The sequence below is a fragment of the Paraburkholderia sp. IW21 genome, assembly GCF_041321145.1.
Taxonomy (GTDB): Bacteria; Pseudomonadota; Gammaproteobacteria; order Burkholderiales; family Burkholderiaceae; genus Paraburkholderia.
In genome coordinates this window covers 253,786-273,131 of sequence record NZ_JBGGWA010000011.1, presented here as the reverse complement: position 1 = coordinate 273,131, position 19,346 = coordinate 253,786, and the positions used below count along the sequence as shown (strand labels likewise).

14 protein-coding genes and 1 pseudogene are annotated in these 19,346 nt (G+C 61.7%); 5 read left to right on the top strand and 10 right to left on the bottom strand.

The window, feature by feature from the left end; translation table 11 throughout:
* Nucleotides 1-93 precede the first annotated feature (93 nt).
* Nucleotides 94-1,866: an FAD-dependent oxidoreductase gene (locus tag ACAX43_RS25160; RefSeq protein WP_370711105.1), complete on the top strand. Its 1,773-nt coding sequence runs from the start codon at nucleotides 94-96 to the stop codon at nucleotides 1,864-1,866.
* A 216-nt stretch (nucleotides 1,867-2,082) separates the two neighbouring features.
* Here ACAX43_RS25160 and ACAX43_RS25155 read toward each other — a convergent pair whose 3' ends face one another.
* The 7 genes from ACAX43_RS25155 to ACAX43_RS25125 form a co-directional block, all read right to left on the bottom strand.
* Nucleotides 2,083-2,943 carry an IclR family transcriptional regulator gene (locus tag ACAX43_RS25155; RefSeq protein ID WP_370711104.1) on the bottom strand — a complete coding sequence of 287 codons (861 nt, stop codon included), beginning with the start codon at nucleotides 2,941-2,943 and terminating at the stop codon, nucleotides 2,083-2,085.
* A gap of 105 nt (nucleotides 2,944-3,048) precedes the next feature.
* Nucleotides 3,049-4,431 carry an MFS transporter gene (locus tag ACAX43_RS25150; RefSeq protein WP_370711103.1) on the bottom strand — a complete coding sequence of 461 codons (1,383 nt, stop codon included), beginning with the start codon at nucleotides 4,429-4,431 and terminating at the stop codon, nucleotides 3,049-3,051.
* A 117-nt stretch (nucleotides 4,432-4,548) separates the two neighbouring features.
* Nucleotides 4,549-5,382: a sugar phosphate isomerase/epimerase family protein gene (locus ACAX43_RS25145; protein WP_370711140.1), complete on the bottom strand. Its 834-nt coding sequence runs from the start codon at nucleotides 5,380-5,382 to the stop codon at nucleotides 4,549-4,551.
* A 56-nt stretch (nucleotides 5,383-5,438) separates the two neighbouring features.
* The gene (locus tag ACAX43_RS25140; protein ID WP_370711102.1) at nucleotides 5,439-6,050 is read right to left on the bottom strand and encodes an NIPSNAP family protein; all 612 of its coding nucleotides are present in this window, start codon (nucleotides 6,048-6,050) and stop codon (nucleotides 5,439-5,441) included.
* Entirely contained in the window at nucleotides 6,047-7,798 is a 1,752-nt protein-coding gene (locus tag ACAX43_RS25135) for an FAD-dependent oxidoreductase (RefSeq protein ID WP_370711101.1), read from the bottom strand. Before ACAX43_RS25135 ends, ACAX43_RS25140 begins: the two co-directional genes overlap by 4 nt.
* A gap of 119 nt (nucleotides 7,799-7,917) precedes the next feature.
* The gene (locus tag ACAX43_RS25130; RefSeq protein ID WP_370711100.1) at nucleotides 7,918-8,727 is read right to left on the bottom strand and encodes an SDR family NAD(P)-dependent oxidoreductase; all 810 of its coding nucleotides are present in this window, start codon (nucleotides 8,725-8,727) and stop codon (nucleotides 7,918-7,920) included.
* An 11-nt stretch (nucleotides 8,728-8,738) separates the two neighbouring features.
* A complete protein-coding gene (locus ACAX43_RS25125) occupies nucleotides 8,739-9,776 on the bottom strand; it encodes a Gfo/Idh/MocA family protein (protein WP_370711099.1) in 1,038 nt (345 codons plus the stop codon).
* Between the two features lie 213 nt (nucleotides 9,777-9,989).
* Here ACAX43_RS25125 and ACAX43_RS25120 point away from each other — a divergent pair, with 213 nt between their 5' ends.
* Nucleotides 9,990-10,832: a shikimate dehydrogenase gene (locus ACAX43_RS25120; RefSeq protein ID WP_370711098.1), complete on the top strand. Its 843-nt coding sequence runs from the start codon at nucleotides 9,990-9,992 to the stop codon at nucleotides 10,830-10,832.
* A gap of 62 nt (nucleotides 10,833-10,894) precedes the next feature.
* Here ACAX43_RS25120 and ACAX43_RS25115 read toward each other — a convergent pair whose 3' ends face one another.
* Nucleotides 10,895-12,682: an FAD-dependent oxidoreductase gene (locus tag ACAX43_RS25115; protein WP_370711097.1), complete on the bottom strand. Its 1,788-nt coding sequence runs from the start codon at nucleotides 12,680-12,682 to the stop codon at nucleotides 10,895-10,897.
* A gap of 469 nt (nucleotides 12,683-13,151) precedes the next feature.
* Between ACAX43_RS25115 and ACAX43_RS25110 the strand changes: the two are divergent.
* Nucleotides 13,152-13,412, top strand: a pseudogene (locus ACAX43_RS25110) (IS6 family transposase); the annotation flags it as partial.
* Between the two features lie 45 nt (nucleotides 13,413-13,457).
* Here the strand turns inward: ACAX43_RS25110 and ACAX43_RS25105 are convergent.
* Together ACAX43_RS25105 and ACAX43_RS25100 are read right to left on the bottom strand one after the other, a co-directional pair.
* Nucleotides 13,458-15,662 carry an OsmC domain/YcaO domain-containing protein gene (locus tag ACAX43_RS25105; protein WP_370711096.1) on the bottom strand — a complete coding sequence of 735 codons (2,205 nt, stop codon included), beginning with the start codon at nucleotides 15,660-15,662 and terminating at the stop codon, nucleotides 13,458-13,460.
* A 375-nt stretch (nucleotides 15,663-16,037) separates the two neighbouring features.
* Nucleotides 16,038-16,412: an MAPEG family protein gene (locus tag ACAX43_RS25100; RefSeq protein ID WP_370711095.1), complete on the bottom strand. Its 375-nt coding sequence runs from the start codon at nucleotides 16,410-16,412 to the stop codon at nucleotides 16,038-16,040.
* Between the two features lie 405 nt (nucleotides 16,413-16,817).
* Between ACAX43_RS25100 and ACAX43_RS25095 the strand changes: the two genes are divergently transcribed.
* Together ACAX43_RS25095 and ACAX43_RS25090 are read left to right on the top strand one after the other, a co-directional pair.
* Nucleotides 16,818-18,038, top strand: a complete 1,221-nt coding sequence (locus tag ACAX43_RS25095; protein ID WP_370711094.1) for an MFS transporter — start codon at nucleotides 16,818-16,820, stop codon at nucleotides 18,036-18,038.
* 282 nt (nucleotides 18,039-18,320) lie between these two features.
* Nucleotides 18,321-19,187, top strand: coding sequence for a TetR/AcrR family transcriptional regulator (locus ACAX43_RS25090; RefSeq protein WP_370711093.1), 867 nt, complete (start codon nucleotides 18,321-18,323; stop codon nucleotides 19,185-19,187).
* Nucleotides 19,188-19,346 lie beyond the last annotated feature (159 nt).

Below are 19,346 nucleotides of genomic sequence, written 5' to 3'. Positions count from 1 at the left end.
AAATATTTGATTTTTACGGTTTTTAGAATACCATTCCATTAGTAAAACTTGTTCTACACATTTCTGCAGCATGCAGACGGAGACATTCGAGGGATGAACGAAGCAAGGCAAACCCATTGGGACGAGGAAGTTGACCTGCTGGTGTTCGGTGCCGGCGCGGGCGGCATGACCGCCGCGCTGGTCGCGCATCACGAAGGCATCAAGGTTCTCGTGTGCGAAAAGACCGACGCCGTCGGCGGCATCACGTCCACCTCGGGCGGCACCACCTGGGTGCCGGGCACGCGTTTGAGCGTGAGCGCCGGCGTGCCCGACAGCGTCGACGACGCGCGGCGTTTTCTCGCGTCGGTGGTTGGCGAGCGCGGCGGCGACGAAGCGCGTGAGGCGTTTCTTGAAAGCGGGCCAACAGCGATCGACGAACTTCAGCGCATCAGCGAGGTGAAGTTCTTCGCCGCGGCCGCACACCCGGACTATGTGACGGGGCCCGGCGCGGCCTTTGGCGGGCGCGCGTTGGCGCCGGTCGCATTCGACGGACGCTTGCTCGGCGACGAGTTCGTCCGCGTGAGACCGCCACGCAAAGAGTTCATGGGACTCGGCGGCATGATGGTGGCGCGCACCGATCTCGACGCGCTGCTCGCGCCCTTCGCCTCGACGAAGAACTTCTCGCGGACGCTGGCCGTCGTGGGCCGCTATGTGATGGATCGCCTGCGCTATCCACGCGGCACGCAGCTCGTCATGGGCAATGCGCTGGCCGCGCGGCTCTTCTACAGCTTGCGCAAACAGAAAGTGGAAGTCCGCTTCGAAACACCGCTGATCGAACTGGTGATCGAGCAAGGCGAAGTCACCGGCGCCGTAGTCGAACAGAAAGGCACAGGACGGAGGCGGATTCGCGCGCGTCGCGGCGTGGTGCTAGCCACCGGCGGCATTACCCGCCATCCGGTTTTGCGTAAGCAGTTGTTCCCCGCAGGCGCCCAACCGTTATCGCTTTCGCCCGACACCCATACCGGCGACGGCGTAGACAGTGCGCTCAAGATCAACGCGCAGCTCGATGATGGGCACGACAGCCCCGGTCTCTGGATGCCCTGCTCGATCCTGCGTTCACGCGACGGACAGGACGGCGTCTGGCCGCACATCATTCTCGATCGCGCGAAACCGGGCCTGATTGCGGTGAACGGCCGCGGCGAACGATTCGTCAACGAGTCGGACTCGTATCACGACTTCGTCATGGGCATGCTGCGCAACGCGGGCAACGCTCAGAGCGTGCCCGCCCACCTGGTCGTGGATGCCGCCTTCATTCGCGACTACGGCCTCGGATTGCTGATGCGCGAGCGAAGCCGCAGGCGCATCGCCAGTTTCGAAAAGGCGGGGTATCTGATCAAGGGCAATACGCTGGCTGAACTCGCCGGGAAGCTAGGCGTCGATGCAGCGGGACTCGAGCGCACCGTCGGCACCTACAACCGAGATGCCGCGCAAGGCCAGGACTCCGCGTTTCACCGTGGCTCCAGCCCAATGAACCGGTTCAATGGCGACGCCGCACAGAAACCCAACCCCTGCATCCGTCCGATCGGGCCAGGGCCGTACTATGCCGTGACGGTCTGGCCAGCAGACCTTGCCTGTAGCGCGGGGCTTGCGGGCAACGCCAACGGTCAGGTACTCGACAACGACGGCCATGTCATTCCGGGCCTGTACGCATGCGGCAACGACCTCGCCTCGATATTTCGCGGCACCTACCCCGGCCCGGGGACCACGCTCGGTCCCGCAATCGTGTTTGGTTGGCGAGTGGCAAAGTGTGCGGCTCGCGCGGGGTCTGGTTCGGCTGCGCCGGGGCAGTCCAACTCAGTCGCACCGCCTCCGCGGACGACTGTGTGAAGCCGTTAGCGGGTCTGTAAAAGAGAAAGTTTACGACGGGCGCCCTTGTGGCGCCCGTTCTGGCTCTTATCCGGCAGGTCGTTTGATGTAGCAAAAGCGCGGTGAATACTGCTCGCCGTACTCCGCACGGTGGACTACGGTGGAACGTCACAGGCAGATACGCCACCGCCCGCGCGAACATGCCGCAAGCCGAACGACCCGCCCGGCATACGTGCTTTATGCCGCCCGGGGCCGCCCCTTGCGCTTGGCCACGACGGGCACCACATCGCCCGCCGGCACGACGGGCACCACTTTCAGGCTGCGCTTGAAATACGGCGAACTGAGCGTGGCCGCGCCCATATCCGATGCGGCCTCGAGCAAGGCAGGCGCAAGCTCCTTCAGACGCGCCTCCGGCAACCGGCTAGTCGGTCCGGCCAGACTCACCACACCCACGGCCACGCCGCTCACCGGATGACGGATCACCGCGGCCATCGAAGTCATCCCGACCTCATACGTGTCGCTGGCGACGCCATAGCCGCGTTTGCGCGCGCCGGCCAGATCCTGGAGCAACTGCTGGATCGACTTCGGCGCTCTCGGCCCGGTCTGCCCTGCCTTGCCGATGCCTCCCTGGCGCGAAACCAGTTCGAGGGCCTCTTCGTCGCTCATGGTCGAAAGCCACGCCTGCCCGCTCGCGGTGCAGTGGAGCGGCGGCTGACTGCCCATGTCCGGGTCGTAGCGAAGACCGGATTTGGCTCCCTGCGCCTTACCGACAAACGTGATGTGATCGTCCTCGACCACGCCGAGCCGCGCCAGTTCGCCCGACGCCGACGCCAGCCGGTCGAGCACGGGCTGCGAAATATCGAGCACCCCGCCCGTGGACAACCAGATCAACGCCAGCGACACCAGTTTGAGCGCCAGCACATACTCGCCGTGCTCGTCCTGCCGCACATAGCCTTCTTCGCTTAGCTCAGCCAGCAAGCGATGAGTGCCGCTGCGCGGGATGTTCAGCGTGTCGGCGATCGCGGCCAGCTGCATACTGCCGCCTTGTTTCGCCAGCAGTTCGATGATCGCCAATGCCCGCTCAAGATTCCCTGCCATATTGCACTCTCAGTTCGACTTAGATACCGAATGAGAACACGATTCCACATCGGAACTCAAGCAATGCAAATTCCGATGCGGCCCATGTCAGCGGTTTAGCGGCGTTTAGTGGCTGACGGCTTTGACCCGCAGCACCGGCCCACGATGGCGCGCGCCTTTGAGCAACACCGCGGCGGCCCCCACCGCTGCGGGGACCGCAAGCGCCGTGAGTACTTCACCGAAACCCCAATTCGCGTGCAACATGCTGGCGCCGAGCATCGCCCCTGCAATGCCGCCAAAGCGGCCGATGCCGAGCATCCAGCTGGTGCCTGTGGCGCGCATGCGGGTCGGATAAGAACCGGCGGCAAGCGCGCAAAAGCCGGTGTTGGAGCCGTTCATGCAGTAGCCCATGCCGAACGCAAGCGCGCTGATGCCCATGATTCCATGCCCCGGCAAACCCATGTACCACGCAAAGACACCGCCGATGAACACCGTTGCGCCCAATGCGCGGTGCGGGTTGACGCGGTCCATCAGCCAGCCGATTGCGAGCGAGCCGATCGTGCCGCCCGCCTGAAACAGCGCGCCGACAATCGCCGCCTGCTCAAGCGTAAACCCGGCGCCCCGAATCAATGTCGGCAGCCAGCTGCCCAGCAGATAAACCGTCAGCAAGCCCGCGAAATAGCAGATCCACAACATCACCGTGCCGAATGCGTAGTCGCGCGACAGGATCAATCGCACCGGGCTGCGCTCGCGTTGCTGTGTTTCCTGCGAGACGAAGCGTGTTGCTGCGTCCGCCATGTCCCGCTGGATCCGATTCAACACGCCCACGAGCCGCGCGCGGCGCGTCTCCTTGAGCGACAGATAGCGCGCCGATTCGGGCAACCATTTGATCATCAGCGGAACATAGAGAATCGGCAGTACGCCCCCGAGTATCAACACCGAGGGCCAGCCGTGCGCGGCGATCAGCCAGGTACTCACGAAGCCGCCGCCCGCAGCGCCGAGCGTGAAGCCGCAAAACACGGTCGTCACCATCAGCGCGCGGCAGCGCTGCGGCGCATACTCGGCCATCAGCGTCGCCGCATTGGGCATGGATGCACCGAGTCCGAGCCCGGTCAGAAAGCGCAGCACGGTCAGCTCGGTGACGTTGCTCGCGAACGCCGAGCCGAGGCTCCACACACCGAAAAACAGCACGGCGATCGTCATCACCGTCTTGCGGCCAAAGCGGTCGGCAAGCGGTCCGGCGCACAGCGCGCCGAAAGCGAGCCCGAGCAGGCCGCCACTCATGACGGGACCCAGCGCATCGCGCGGAATGGCCCAGGCGCTCGAGAGCGCCGGCGCGATGAAGCCCATCATCACGGTATCGAGGCCATCGAGCGTCACGATGAACATGCACATCATCAAGACGAGAATCTGGAAGCGCCCGACGGGCTGTTCGTCGAGAAGCTGTTGTACGTCGATGACGCGCGACGCTCGTGTGTTTGGCCGGTTGGCCTTGAGTGAAGCATTCATGGGTTGTCTCCGGATCGTTATTTGTTGTTGTCTTGTTGTCGAGAATGGATGCCAGTCCGTCCGTGCAGCATCTTGCGCGTGCTTTTCAACGGACTGCGTTGTGCGCTGCCACGCGTATCAGCCGCCTGCATAAGCCCTTGCGACCACATCGAGCGTCGCCTCGCGCAGCTTGCGTGCGCGTTCGAGCGCCGGCGCGGTCTTCGCCCATTGCTCCGTCGGCACTTCGACGCTGAGCGGCAAATGGTCGGGAAGCGCGCGCAGGATGCCGGCGAGATCAATCCCGCCTTTGCCCGGCATCATCCGCTCGCAGCGTGCCTGGAAGAGCAGCGTCTCAAGGTCGGTCGGGCGCTCCGCGGGTCCATCGCAGAACTGCACGTAGCCAAAGTACTCGCGAGGCAATGCAGCGAGGTCTTCCGTCGACGAACCGGCACGGTCGAAGTGAAGCGGGTCGATGATGAGGCCCGTATTGCTGCGACCCGCTGCCTTCACGATGCGAGCCGCCTGCGCGATGTCCTTCGCGTTTGTCCACGGCATCGGTTCGAGCGACGGGGACAGTCCGAGCGGCTTCGCGAGATCGCAGAGTTGCGCGAGCCGGTCCGCGGTGCGTGCTTCGTCGGGGTCATTACCCGCCACGAGGACGTAGCTTGCGCCAAGTTCCGCGGCGGTCTCGAGCATGGGCTTGTAGTCCGTCACATCCGTCTCCGGCTTCAGGCGCAGAATCTCCACGTCGAGCACCTTGATGCCAGTGTCCCGCAAGCGCGCCAGCGTTTCACGTTTCAACGGCGTATCGCCGACGATCTCGTGCTGCACTTCCTGGTCGGTTGCGGGCAACAGGCGCAGCCCGACGTAGTCATAGCCCGCCTGCGCCGCGCATTCCACCATCTGCGGCGGAGTCAGTTCAAGCGCGGTCAACGCCGAGAGAGAAAGCGCGCGAGAGTTGTGCTGTGTCATGTCGTTTCCTTCAGTTCTATTGCTCATTCGATGGCTCATTGCATTCCTGAGCGTCTTCAGCGCAGCGGTGAAAACGGTGCCGGCATGCAGATAGTCGATTCCATCGTGGTCAGATGCGCGGGACCCCCCTTGGGCGGCCAGACGCCGTCTTTCACCGCTTCGGCGCGAATCCGCGAACGCTCGTCGACGCTTGTATACGCCCAGATGTTCAGGAAGCGCGGCACGGTGCCGTCGAGCGAATACATCGCACCGATCAGCGGCGAGCGTTGCGTGCGTTCAGGCAAGGCCTTTTCCCACGCGTCGATCGTGTGCCGCAGGCTCGCGAGTTTCGTTCCGTAGACGCGCATCTCGTAGACGCCGCCGTGCACGGCAGGCGCGATCGGCGGCAGGAAGGGGAACAGCGAATAGCTGTCGATCTTCACATCGGTGATGAATTCGCCACAGCCAAACGGGTTGCCTTCGAGCAGCATGCGCTTACGTTCGGTGATCAGCGCGGCTTCCGATTCGAAACCGCGCAGCACCATCACCTGCCCCAGCGCGCCGATGTCCGAGTACCAGCAGCCGAGGAGTGTCGAGCCGGGCTGATTGCCGCTTGTCCCGACGCTCTCGAAGACCTGCGCATTCGAGCCGATTTTCACGGTAAGCGTCACTACGTCATAGAGGGTCATTGCATATGTCCTTGTGCATGATTTGAGGATTCCGCAACCGGAGCCGCCTGGGCCAGACCGGCGAGAGAAAGGCCCGCGAGGTAACCGAATGTCATCGCGGGACCGAGTGTGATGCCGCCAGCCGGGTAACAGCCGCCCATCATGCTGGCGCTGTCATTGCCGACCGCGTATAGACCGGCGACTGGCCGGCTCTCGTTGTCGAGGACGCGGGCAGCCGCATCGGTCGCCAGCCCGGCGAAGGTGCCGAGGCTGCCGGGAAGCAATTTGACGGCGTAGAACGGGCCGTCTTCGAGCGGCGCGACGCACGGGTTCGGCTTGTGCTGGGCATCGCCCTGCACGCGGTTGTACGGTGTGGAGCCGCGATGAAACTGCGGATCGACGCCGTCCTTTGCATCGTTGTTATAGGCCGCCACGGTGCGCGCGAGACCTTGTGGATCGATGCCGCACTGCGTGGCCAGCTCGACCAGACTGCTGGCCCGTTTCAGATAACCCGAGCGCCGGTATGAGCCCGTCGGAAACGGAAACGGCTTCGACACGCCCAAACCGTAACGACGCTGGAAACGATGGTCGCAAACCAGCCACGCGCAGACTTCTTCACCTCGCGGCGTCGACTCGAAGAGCGCGCTCATCAGGTCGTAATAGGACGACGCTTCATTGGCGAACCGCTTGCCTGCACGCGTCACCGCTATCACACCAGGTTTGGCGCGTTCGATCAGATGCGGGAAGGCGACGGGAGGCTCGCCGTTTCGTTGCGGCACGAGCGACACCGGCGCCCACGCCGCGGGCGCTTCGAGCGCGGCGTCGAAATGGCCGCCGATTGCCTCGCCGAGGCGAATGCCGTCGCCCGTGTTTGACAACGGTGCAGCCGACCAATGCTCGCGTCCCGACGGCGTGTAAGCGAAGGTTTGCGCGCGCCGCGCAGCGTCATGCGGATAGCCTCCGCAGGCCAATACGACACCGTGCGTGGCCCGTACCTCGTTAGCGACGCCATCGATCTCGACGTGTGCGCCCACCACGCGGCCCGCCTCGCGCAGTAGTCCTACTGCTTTTGCGTTCGAGCGCAGATCGACGCCACGGTCAGCCGCCGACTTCAGCAGCCGCGCAACCAGCGCGTTCCCGTTGACCAGATGCATCGAGCGGCCATAGCGAAGCTTATGGACAGCAAATGTCGCGAGGCGCCGCGTGACATACAGTGCGGAAAGTAACGAACGCGTCGCGTTGAAAAAATGGCCGAGGTCCGCTCCCGAGGCGATCGCCATTCCCTTGAGCGTCGTTACGCCGAGCGGCGGGCGTAGCTTGTGGATCAGCGGTCCCAGCGCGCGGCCGTCGAATGGCATGACGCAGACCGAGCGGCCTCCGGTTCCAGCGCCTGGCGTTGTGTGGAAGTCCGGAATCCGGTTGCCATCGATGAAACGCATCGACGTATGCCGCTCGAAGAACTCGACCATCTGTGGGCCGTGTTCCAGCAACGCGTTAGTCTTGTCCGCATCGAAATGCGAGCCGAGTTCGTGGCGCAGATAGGTGCGCGGCGCGGCGTCGTCTTCGGTGATCCCGGCGCGGACGGCGAGCGGATTGCGTGGTATCCACATCCATCCGCCGGACCATGCCGTCGTGCCGCCGAAAACCGCCTCCTTTTCCGCCACGATCACACGCAGCCCCCGCACGGCGGCGGTGACCGCAGTGGCCAGGCCACCCGCGCCTGAGCCCAGTACCAGCACATCACATTCGAGCATCGGTTCGCGCTTCATTGCCAATCCGTTTGATCCTTCGGGAGATCCAGTCATTTGGTGAATACTATTCCATTTTATTATTTTATTCAAACATGACTTGATCCTATCCACTCAGCCTGAGCAAAGCCAGGCCGCAGTCAGGAAGCCGCCCGCCCCGGAATCGTTCCGAGCAGACGGTCACAGAGACCGCCGTCGACGCGCAAATCCTGACCGGTCACGTAACGCGATGCGGGTCCAAGCAACCACGCCACCGCCTCGGCGATGTCCTCCGGACGGCCGATTCGCGCAAGCGGCACCCGTTCGGTCCGAAGGCGCTCGACTTCAGGGTCGTGGTACAGAGACTCAGTGAGCGGCGTGCGAATCATCCCCGGCGACACGGTATTCACGCGGATGCCGTGTACTGCCCACTCCTGCGCAAGTTGCCGGCACAGCATCGAGAGCGCTGCTTTCGCGGCCGAGTAGGCACCGTAGCCCGGATGAGGGAACGTGCCGGACATGGAGCTAACCGCGACGATCGCACCGCCCGCTTTGGCGAGATGCACTCGTGCGGCCCGTGCGAGCAGCCAGACCGCGCGGGTATTGATGTCGAACGTACGGGCCCAGTCTTCGAGCGAACCCTCGGCCAACGCAGCCGGCGCGGTGATGCCAGCGTTGCAGACAAGCCCGTCGAGTCCGCCGAGCGCATCGCTTGCGTTGACGACCAGGCGTGCGCAGTCGTCAGGGTCGGAGATATCCGCGCCGAATGGATGCGCCTCCGCGCCGGCCGCGCGCAGTTCACCGACCAGCGCATCGAGCGACGCGCTCTTGCGCGAGCCTGCGGCCGCGATGGCAATGGACGAACCATCCTGTAGCGCGCGGTGCACGAGCGTGTGACAGATCGCCCGCCCAATTCCGCCGCTCGCGCCAGTCACGAGTACGCGCCGCCGTTTGCCGGTCGCCGGTTGCATGCGCGCCTCCATCACAGGGACGGCGCGACGCGCGCGCCCGCTGCAACCGCGCGATGCACGGCGAAGGTCGCGGCCAGCGTGCGGGCCGCATCGTCGCCCGAACAGACCGGCGTTTCGTCACCCGCGATCACCGCCGCAAAATGCCGTAGCTGCTCGGCGTACGGATCGCCGCTGTGCGGCGTGCTGCGCTCCACGGTCAACGGTTCGTGCCAGCCTTTGCCGCTGCGGTACTCCCAGATGTCGAGTTGCGGCAACGTGAGCGAAGCATCGGTGCCCGACAGAAAATGCGTGTTCACCTGCTGACGCGGATAGTGCGCCGCCTCGCCTGCCGCGAGGTCCCAGTTCCATGGCGATGCCGCGCAGTCGGATACGGCCAGCGTGCCAAGCGCCCCATTCGCGAATCGCAGGATGACGGCCGCGGTGTCCTCGACTTCAAAACCCCGCACCGCGTTGGACGTCAGCGCCTGCACGTCGACGATATCGCCGAGCAGGAAACGCATCATGTCGATGTCGTGGATCAGGTTGATCAGGACCGGTCCGCCACCGGCACGACGGCGCCATTCGACGTCGAAATAGGCGTCCGGTTTGTAGAAAGTCGCGAGACCCGTGGCGGTGACGGGCTTGCCCAGACGTCCTGACTGCACGATCTCGCGGGCCCGCCGCAGAATCGGGTTATGCCGGCGATGATGGCCGACGAGCAGCGGCACGCGCGCTTCGACGGCAGCGCTATTCAATTGCTGCGCCTGTTCGACGGTGTCCGCCACGGGCTTTTCCATCAGCACCGGCACGCCGCGCGCGATACAGTCGAGCCCCACGCCGACATGCGTCGCATTGGGCGTCGCGACGATCGCGCCTTCGGGTCGCACGTCGTCGAGCATCGACCGGTAGTCAGCAAACCAGCGCAAACCCTGCTCGCGTGCGAAAGCTTCTGCTTGCGGCGAGGGGTCGGCGACCGCGACGATTTCGCCCTGCGCATGGGATCTCGCGCGCTCGACATGCATGCGTCCGATTGCTCCCGCACCGATCAACACCAAACGTCTCCTGCCCATCTGCTTCTCCTTGATTTGAACGCTCCTGCGCATCTGGCCGGAAAGCCATCCAGCGCATCTGAAACCTTCTTTAATTGTTGAATAGTATTCCAATCAAGATTAAAGTTCACGGAAAATGTGCAGCGGCGATGATCCAGGCCGTCCGGATGGAGACGGACGGTCGTACGCCCTGCGCATGGGACAGAATGGACACCACAGGAGGTTGAAACCAGCATGAGCCAGCAGAACGCATCTTCGTTTTCCCCGTCGCTCGACGAAGGCCTTAGCGGCGCGACGCGCATTTATTTCATCGTCGGCGACCCGATCGCGCAGGTCCGTTCGCCTGCCGGCGTCACCGGCGCGTTGCGGGCGGCCGGGCGCGACGCGCTGGTGGTCCCCGCCCACGTGGCGCCAGCCGATCTCCCCGCCTTCTTCGCGGGCGTAAAGCCGATGCGTAACGTCGACGGCGTGATCATCACCGTGCCACACAAGTTCAGTGCGGCTGAGTACTGCGCAACGCTTTCTGACGAAGCGAGCTTCCTCCGCGCGGTCAATACACTGCGCCGCACGCCCGATGGCAACTGGCACGGCGCAATGTTCGACGGCACAGGATTCGTGGCAGCGCTGACGGATGCGGGTTGCGATCTGATCGGCAAGCGCGCGCTGCTCGTGGGTGCTGGCGGGGCGGGGTCGGCAATCGGCCACGCGCTAGTGAGTGGGGGCCTCATGTCGCTCGACATACGTGATAACGACGCGGCCCGTACGGCGTCTCTGACCGACCGGCTCAATGCGCTGCAACGTGGCAAGGTTTATAGCGCCGCAGCCGATGTGGAAGCGCACACGTTCGATATCGTGGTCAACGCGTCGCCTCTCGGCATGCGTGCGGACGACCCGTTGCCGATCGATGTGTCGCGTCTTCGGGCTGAGACCTTTGTGGGCGACGTCGTCACCAAGCCGCCGCTGACACCGTTGATCGAGGCGGCGCGCGCGCGTGGATGCCGGACGGTGACGGGCACGCAGATGTTTGGCCGCGTCTGCGACCGCATGGTGGAGTTTTTGCTAGGCGCGCAGCAATAAGTACAACGCGCTGCGAACACGTGAACCTGCGTGTGCGCAGCGCGCCAGAGGAAAGCCTGCCGTCAGTGAGTGGGAAGTGGCATCCGGTTCGACGCCTTTGACGTCCCGCTGCTGGCGAGCGTCTCATCGTCGTCATGACATTCATGGTCCATTGCATTGGCCGCATGGCGGCCAGCGACGTAACCGAACGTCATTGCAGGACCGAGGTTGATCCCGCCCGACGGATAGAAACCGCCCATCACACTCGCCATGTCGGTTCCCACCGCATACAGGCCGGCAATGGGCTTGTCATTCTTGTCGAGCGCCTGCGCGGACCCGTTGGTTTTCAGGCCGGCAAAGGTGCCGAAGCTGCCCGGGAATACCTTGACCGCATAAAAAGGACCCTGCTCGATCGGCGCCACACACGGATTGGGCCCCCCGTGCAAAGGGTCGCCGCCTTTGCGGTTATAAGGCGTGGAGCCGCGTCCGAACTGCGGGTCCTCACCGCGGCGCGCATGCTCGTTATAAATCTTGACTGTCGCCGCCAGCGCATCAGGGGCGATACCGCAACGCCTCGCCAGTTCTTCAATCGTTGAACCGCGTTGCAGATAGCCGCTGCGGATAAAAGAGCCGACCGGCACAGGGAATGGCCGCGCGTAACCCAGCCCATACCGACGCAGAAACCGGTGATCACAGATAAGCCACGACGCAACTTCCTGTCCTTCTGGCGCAGTCGCGACCATTGCAGAGGTGTAGTCGTAGTAACCGTCCGCCTCGTTCACAAAGCGCCGGCCGTTCGAGAGCACCCCGATCACACCGGGCTTGGCGCGGTCGATGATGTGCGGGAAGTGGCCGATGCTGCCGTCAGCATGCCAGACTTTCGACACGGGAGCCCAGGCGGCAGCCGATGCCACATCCGTGACCAGACACCCACCCGCCGATTCTCCAAGAGTCACGCCATCGCCCGAGCAACTCTCTGGGGGCAAGGCGAGGTGTTCGCGGCCAGTCGGTGTGCGCGGAAAGAGCGCCTTGCGTCGTGCGACATCATTGGGGAAACCACCGGCGGCTAGTACAACGCCCTTAGCAGCACGAATCGTCAGTTCGCCCGTAGTCGTCGAAACGACTGCGCCACGAACCGCCTTACCCTCAAACACCAGCCGTCTTGCCGGCGCCGACTCCATCAAGGTCACACCCAGGACCTGCGCCGACCTGGCGAGACGCGCCACCAGCGCAACGCCGTTCACCAGTTGCATCGCGCGGCCGTACAGCGCCAGATCAAGCAGATGGCGCGTAAAGCGCTTCGTCACGTGCATGAATGATTTGAACGAGCGCGTCATGCTGAGAAAAGCCATCAGGTCCGCGCCGGCCATGATCGGCATGCCCATGAACGAGGTTTCGCGCATGGTTTTGCGCAGAAGTTTGATCAGCGGGCCGACCTGCCGTCCATCGTAGGGTGCAGCAATCACCTGATGGCCCTGCGTGGCAGCACCTTCAACGTTGCCATGTACGTCGGGAATGCCGTTGCCATCGACAAATTGCAGCGACGTATGCTCTTCGAAGAAGGACACCATGTGCGGGCAGTTGTCGAGAAACGCGTCGACACGCTCCGGGTCGTAGCGGTGGCCGAGTTCGTTCCTGAGATAGGTGCGTGGCTGCTGCGGGTCTTCAATGATGCCAGCGCGTTTGGCCAGCGGATTGCCTGGCACCCACATCCAGCCGCCTGACCATGCGGTTGCGCCACCGAATACGGCGTCTTTCTCTACGACGATTACCTTGAGACCATGCCATGCCGCGGTTACCGCGGCGGCCAGACCCGAGGCGCCGGAGCCGATTACGAGCAGGTCGCAGTTCATCTGATTTGAAGTGTTCATTTCCACAGTTGCTACGAATGAGCCCTTGTCGGGCGCCGAATGCTGTATGGGCCGGTTCATCAATGACGGTGAACCTGAGGGCAGATGGGGTAACACGTTAACTGAATTTCATTCCATGTGGAATACTATTCCACATGAAGAAGGATTGTGTCAATATCGGTCCCGGCACTTAACGACCAGGCGATTTCAGTCGGAACGAAGAATCTGGAAAAACGCGTGTTCTCAGTGGTGGAGACGAGATGCCCTCCATCACACGGTGCAGCCGGCGCGCACGACGGAACGCATCATTGCAATCAGGCGAGGAAGGCGACAGCGAGCGGGGGATTGATTCGGCGCTTGAATATTATGATTTCTTTATCTATGCGTAGGCCGCGGCGCCGATCCATTGCCCGGTACGCAGCGGCTCCTATTAGCGTGGGAGATCGTCCGCGAGTAGACCCGGAATGGGTTACTGGACTGTGTTCACGCCGACACGTTCGGCACTGGATTCGCCCATTGCGCCAAGGCGGCGCGACGCAAGCCGGACAGCACATGGCATCTGGACGAGATGTTCGTGACCCGGTGCCGCGCAGAATCGTTATCGACCAGCTGCGCAGCTATCCGGCGGCGAAAGGCTGACATTCCCGAGCTCGCTCATGTGAAGCAGGTTTTCGTCAAAGCGGCTGCACGCGTGAACAACCGTGCCGAGCGCCCATCAAGTCCATCTTCTCGACGGTTCGCAACGGTCCGGTCGAGGGACGAACGGCATCATCGCATTCAACCCTGACTCGTAACCCTAACTGGCTGTAGCCGCCACATTGGCCCGCGCCTTATGCAATTTTTTGTAGCTGTCGATCAGGCGGTGGTGCCTATCGAGACCCTCCAGTTTCATACTCGTTGGCGTGAGCCTAAAGAAGCGCACGCTGCCGTCCACTGACCCCATTACCGCGTCCATCCGCGCGTCGCCAAACATCCGACGGAAGTTGACCGCGTAGTCGTCCAGTTCCAGGTCGTCATCGAGCAGCACCTCCAGCACCACGTTCAAGGCCTGGTAAAACAATCCGCGCTCGACCGTGTTGTCGTTGTATTGCAGGAAGGCTCCCACCAGCTCTTGGGCCGCCTCAAATTGCTGCAAAGCGAGATGAATCAGCAGCTTCAACTCGAGAACCGTTAGCTGCCCCCAGTCCGTATTCTCGTCGAATTCGATGCCGATCAAAGTGGCAATATCGGAGTGCTCATCGAGTTCACTGTTATCCAACCGCTCAAGCAGTGCTGCCAGGCCGGCATCGTCCAGGCGATGCAAGTTCAAAATATCGGCGCGGAACAACAGCGCCTTGTTTGTGTTATCCCAGATCAAATCCTCTACCGGATAAACTTCCGAATAACCAGGCACTACAATCCGGCAGGCTACGGCGCCCAGCTGGTCATACACCGCCATGTACGCCTCTTTGCCCATGTCTTCGAGAATTCCGAACAACGTTGCGGCTTCCTCGGCATTGGAGTTTTCACCCTGCCCGGAAAAATCCCACTCGACAAACTCGAAATTCGCTTTGGCGCTGAAAAAGCGCCACGACACCACACCGCTGGAATCAATGAAGTGCTCAACGAAGTTATTAGGTTCAGTCACGGCGTTACTGACAAAGGTGGGCTGAGGTAAATCGTTCAGGCCTTCAAAACTACGCCCCTGCAGCAATTCCGTTAGACTCCGTTCCAGCGCCACCTCGAAGCTTGGGTGCGCGCCGAACGAGGCAAACACACCGCCTGTCCGCGGGTTCATCAAGGTGACGCACATCACCGGGTAGGTCCCACCCAGCGACGCATCCTTTACCAACACCGGAAAGCCCTGCGCTTCCAATCCCTGAATCCCGGCCAGGATGCCAGGGTATTTCGCCAGCACCTCGTGCGGCACATCAGGCAATGCGATTTCACCTTCCAGGATTTCGCGCTTTACCGCCCGTTCGAAAATTTCGGACAGACATTGCACCTGCGCTTCGGCGAGCGTATTACCGGCACTCATGCCATTGCTGAGGAATAGGTTTTCGAGCAGGTTGGACGGAAAATACACCACTTCGCCGTCCGACTGCCGCACATACGGCAGCGAACAGATACCGCGCTGTACATTGCCGGAGTTGGTGTCGTACAGATGCGAGCCATGCAGCTCGCCATCGGGATTATAAATTTGCAGGCAGTACGCATCCAGAATTTCAGCCGGCAGCGCATCCTCAGGGCCAGGCTTGAACCAGCGCTCGTTCGGGTAATGGACAAACCCCGCATTGGCGATGTCTTCGCCCCAAAACGCAGCGCCGTAGAAATGGTTGCAATTCAGGCGCTCGATAAACTCTCCCAACGCTGACGCCAACGCGCTTTCTTTGGTCGCTCCCTTGCCATTGGTAAAACACATCGGCGAGTGCGCATCGCGGATATGCAGCGACCACACGTTGGGAACGATATTGCGCCACGAAGCGATTTCAATCTTCATGCCCAAGGCCGCCAAAATGCCCGACATATTGGCGATGGTTTGCTCCAGCGGCAGATCCTTGCCCGCAATATAGGTGCTGGCGTCAGAAGCCGGCTTCAACGTCAGCAAGGACTGAGCATCGGCATCCAGGTTTTCTACCTCTTCGATGACAAACTCGGGCCCGGCTTGCACCACTTTTTTGACCGTACAACGGTCGATAGAACGCAAAATACCCTGGCGGTCTTTGTCGGAGATGTCCGCCGGCAACTCAACCTGAATCTTGAAAATCTGTTGGTACCGGTTTTCCGGATCGACAATATTATTCTGCGACAGGCGGATATTTTCGGTAGGAATATTGCGAGTTACGCAGTACAACTTCACAAAGTAAGCTGCACACAAGGCCGATGAGGCCAGAAAATAATCGAAGGGGCCCGGCGCCGAGCCATCGCCCTTATAACGGACAGGCTGGTCGGCCACTACCGTGAAGTCATCGAACCTGGCTTCAAGACGTAGCTTATCGAGAAAGTTGACTTTAATTTCCATGGGGAAATTCCAAAAATGGTGCGCAAAATAAAATATAAAGCCCTGCAAAAAACAGGGCTTTAATAGTCGATCAACCAGCGAATGATGTTTCCTGGCGGCAATTCTACTCCCTCTCGATCGTCGGTCCCATGGCGGGAGCCCTGTGGGGACACTGCCTCTGCGCTGCTCACGACCCACAGCGCTTCGAACAATTTATCAATCTGACCCATGTCGATACCGACAGAACGTTTCAGCGTGTCGGAGGCCGAAAGATTAATTGGTTATACGAAGCGTATGACGAGGCCGGAACCATCGTCTTACATCAAAAAAACACGATAATAGGCCGGATACAAGCGGTGAAAAGCGCGTCCGTATCGACCGGCGCCTCGCGCCACTTCAGCGAACCGACACAAAGAACATCGACACCACACACACGACCCCGACGAACCAGACCAGCGAGCGCAACGATGCGAGGTTCGCCACGTACAACATGCCGTGCAGCACGCGCGTCACGACGAAAGTAATCGCCAGCCAGTTGATCCATGGGCTCGAACCGCCCGCCTGCCCTGCCACGACGACCGCCGCGGTAAACATCGCCAGCGCTTCCCACGCGTTCTGATGCGCAGCGTGAGCCCGCGCGCGCCAGCCTTCGAGGCCGGCGAGGTAAGTACGCGGCGTGCGATTGTCGTAGCGCTTGCTGACCTTCGCCAGCATGGTCCACGGAAACGGCAGCAACGCCACGATGAGCAGGCATAGATGTGGGATCGTCATTCGTCAGTCTCCTTGTATGCGCGGCGCGAATGCCGCGAGCCGCTGTTATACCCGCCCGCACCGGCCGCCGCCAATCTGAATGCCGCGAGCGCCACCTCTACCGATACCCGAAAAGCGGCAGTCAAAGTGACCGGGCTGCACTTCGGCCATACGAAATACATATTACGAATACCAAATGAACTGGCACACACAATTAATACAATAATTACATTTGTCAGACATCCACCATGCACTGAGATTCTCACCGGAATACGCTCCAGGGATTAATACGGATAAACGCCGGTTCATTCATGCAAGCGTTTAACCGTCGGCGTACACTCGCTCGAAGCCCGCGCTACGGGGCGTACGGGGCTGCAACGCCGCCTTCGTCAATCACGGGTTATGAGAGACTCAGGAGAACAATCCATGAGCTGGACACGGGAACAGAGAAACGTCACGATCGCCGCCTATCTAGGCTGGACCCTGGATGCATTCGATTTCTTTCTAATGGTATTCGTATTGAAAGATATCGCGGCGGAGTTCAATACAACAATCCCGGAGGTCGCCTTCGGCATCATGCTGACCCTGGTGATGCGTCCGCTCGGCGCCTTGATTTTCGGCTGGCTCGCCGACAAATACGGCCGCCGTCCGACGCTGATGGTCAACATCGCTTGCTTTTCGCTGCTTGAATTGCTGTCCGGCTTTTCGCCGAATCTGACCACCCTGCTCGTGCTGCGCGCATTGTTCGGCATCGCCATGGGCGGTGAATGGGGTGTCGGCGGCGCACTGACGATGGAAACGGTGCCGCCGAAGTCGCGCGGCTTTGTGTCGGGCCTGCTGCAAGCCGGTTATCCGAGCGGTTATCTGCTTGCCTCGGTCGTGTTCGGGCTCTTCTATCAATACATCGGCTGGCGCGGCATGTTCTTCGTCGGCGTGCTGCCCGCGTTGCTCGTGTTGTACGTGCGCGCGCACGTCCAGGAATCGCCGGCATTCAAAACGCTCGAGAAGAAAACGCGTCCGGGTCTCCTCGCCACGTTGAAGCAGAACGCCGGGCTGTCGCTCTACGCGATCGTGCTGATGACCGCGTTCAACTTCTTCTCGCACGGTTCGCAGGATCTGTATCCGACCTTCCTGCGCGTTCAGCACCATTTCGATGCGCATACGGTCTCGTTGATCACGATCACGCTGAACATCGGCGCGATTTGCGGCGGCCTGTTCTTCGGTTTCATCTCGGAGAAGATCGGCCGCAAGCGCGCGATCTTCATCGCCGTATTGATTGCGTTGCCGGTGCTTCCGCTGTGGGCTTTCTCGTCCACGCCGGTGCTGCTTGCCGTTGGTGCGTTCCTGATGCAGATCTCCGTGCAAGGTGCATGGGGGGTGATTCCGGTGCATTTGAACGAAATCTCGCCCGATGAAATTCGCGCGACGTTCCCGGGCCTCGTGTATCAACTCGGCAATCTGATCGCGTCGGTGAACGGCCCGCTGCAGGCGAGCGCCGCCGAAGCGCATGGCAACAACTACGCGCTGGTCATGGCCGTCGTGATCGGTATCGTGGTTGTGGTGATCGCCGTGCTGATTCCGTTCAGCCGTGAACGCCGCGGCATCGACATGACGCAGTCGGCGAAACAGGTAGCAGCACGCGCCTAAGGAAGTCCCCCGCTCCGAAGGGCAAAGGCCAAACACAGAGAGCAAGCAATACGAGGCCGTTCCGATTTCGATCGGAACGGCCTTTTTTATTTCCGCGCGGTTTGACAAGCCCCGCGTGCATCGGAAAGGTAGACCTTCGTCAGGTCTTCTAGAGGAGTTAGTCCACACAGGACGCTTGATCGCAGTCCTCATCCTTCTTATCCTGAAAAAAAACGGCTGTTTCAAATAGTCATTTGAATCGCTTGTTTGCGCGCCGGATGCCCGGCAACTGGGAGACGCAACATGGCAGTTCGCACAACAGGCCGGCATGCCGGCGACACGAAGTCCCGCATCCTCGACGCCGCCGAAACACTGTTCATCGAATGCGGCTATGAGGCGATGTCGCTGCGCCAGATTACTTCGCGAGCCGAAGTAAATCTCGCGGCGGTCAACTATCACTTCGGCAACAAGGAAGCGCTGATTCACTCGATGCTGTCGCGCCGGCTCGACCGGCTCAACCAGGAGCGGCTCAAGCTGCTCGACCGCTTCGACGAAATGCTCGGCGCGCGGCTGACCTGCGAGCACGTGCTTGGCGCCATGTTCATTCCCGCACTGCGGCTGTCGCGCGATCCGCGTGTCGGCGGCAAGGCTTTTCTGCGTTTGCTGGGGCGCGCTTATACCGACCCGTCGTCGTTCATTCGCGACTTCCTGAATGCGCATTACGCCTCGGTGGCGGTGCGCTTTTTCGATGCGTTCCAGCGTGCGCTGCCGCATCTGCCGCGTGAAGAGCTCGGCTGGCGTCTGCACTTCGCGATCGGCGCGCTGTCCGGCGTGCTGGCCGGCACCGATACCGACAGCCTGATTTCAGAGTTCTCGCAGGGCAAGTCGATGAACGACCTGCAATTGATCGCGCGTCTCGCCTCGCTGATGGTGGCCGCGCTCAAGGCGCCGCTGCCCGACGGCACGCAACTGGCCGCGTTCGCCGCGGTGCTGGGCGATGCCACTGAGGGCTGCCCGGAAGGCCGGATGGAAGGCGCGAATCCGGCGGCGTCCATGCAGCAAGCGCCACGCGGGTCGGCGCCGTCGACGCCGCCATCCCTGGAGGGCGAGCGCCGCGGTGGCAACATCGCAGCGAGTTCGTTTCAGCCTGCGTTGCACGGCACGGCTTAAACCGGAGCGGGCGCGATTCGAAAGTCGCTCCTCATCACGTAAAAAAACGCCTAAAGAGCGGCTCAAAAGCGCTCCGAGTGTGCGGCGAAGCAGCTAACCGCCGGTTAGAAGATCAATAGAACGCGAACCGTCCGCGCCCCGTGGATGCATTCGCCCACA

Coding starts and splice junctions, on each gene's coding strand:
- ACAX43_RS25125 (WP_370711099.1), bottom strand. CDS start 9,776: ATGGGCAGGAGACGTTTGGTGTTGATCGGTGCGGGAGCAATCGGACGC.
- ACAX43_RS25115 (WP_370711097.1), bottom strand. CDS start 12,682: ATGAACACTTCAAATCAGATGAACTGCGACCTGCTCGTAATCGGCTCC.
- ACAX43_RS25105 (WP_370711096.1), bottom strand. CDS start 15,662: ATGGAAATTAAAGTCAACTTTCTCGATAAGCTACGTCTTGAAGCCAGG.
- ACAX43_RS25090 (WP_370711093.1), top strand. CDS start 18,321: ATGGCAGTTCGCACAACAGGCCGGCATGCCGGCGACACGAAGTCCCGC.
- ACAX43_RS25160 (WP_370711105.1), top strand. CDS start 94: ATGAACGAAGCAAGGCAAACCCATTGGGACGAGGAAGTTGACCTGCTG.
- ACAX43_RS25120 (WP_370711098.1), top strand. CDS start 9,990: ATGAGCCAGCAGAACGCATCTTCGTTTTCCCCGTCGCTCGACGAAGGC.
- ACAX43_RS25145 (WP_370711140.1), bottom strand. CDS start 5,382: ATGACACAGCACAACTCTCGCGCGCTTTCTCTCTCGGCGTTGACCGCG.
- ACAX43_RS25155 (WP_370711104.1), bottom strand. CDS start 2,943: ATGGCAGGGAATCTTGAGCGGGCATTGGCGATCATCGAACTGCTGGCG.
- ACAX43_RS25100 (WP_370711095.1), bottom strand. CDS start 16,412: ATGACGATCCCACATCTATGCCTGCTCATCGTGGCGTTGCTGCCGTTT.
- ACAX43_RS25150 (WP_370711103.1), bottom strand. CDS start 4,431: ATGAATGCTTCACTCAAGGCCAACCGGCCAAACACACGAGCGTCGCGC.
- ACAX43_RS25130 (WP_370711100.1), bottom strand. CDS start 8,727: ATGCAACCGGCGACCGGCAAACGGCGGCGCGTACTCGTGACTGGCGCG.
- ACAX43_RS25140 (WP_370711102.1), bottom strand. CDS start 6,050: ATGACCCTCTATGACGTAGTGACGCTTACCGTGAAAATCGGCTCGAAT.
- ACAX43_RS25135 (WP_370711101.1), bottom strand. CDS start 7,798: ATGAAGCGCGAACCGATGCTCGAATGTGATGTGCTGGTACTGGGCTCA.
- ACAX43_RS25095 (WP_370711094.1), top strand. CDS start 16,818: ATGAGCTGGACACGGGAACAGAGAAACGTCACGATCGCCGCCTATCTA.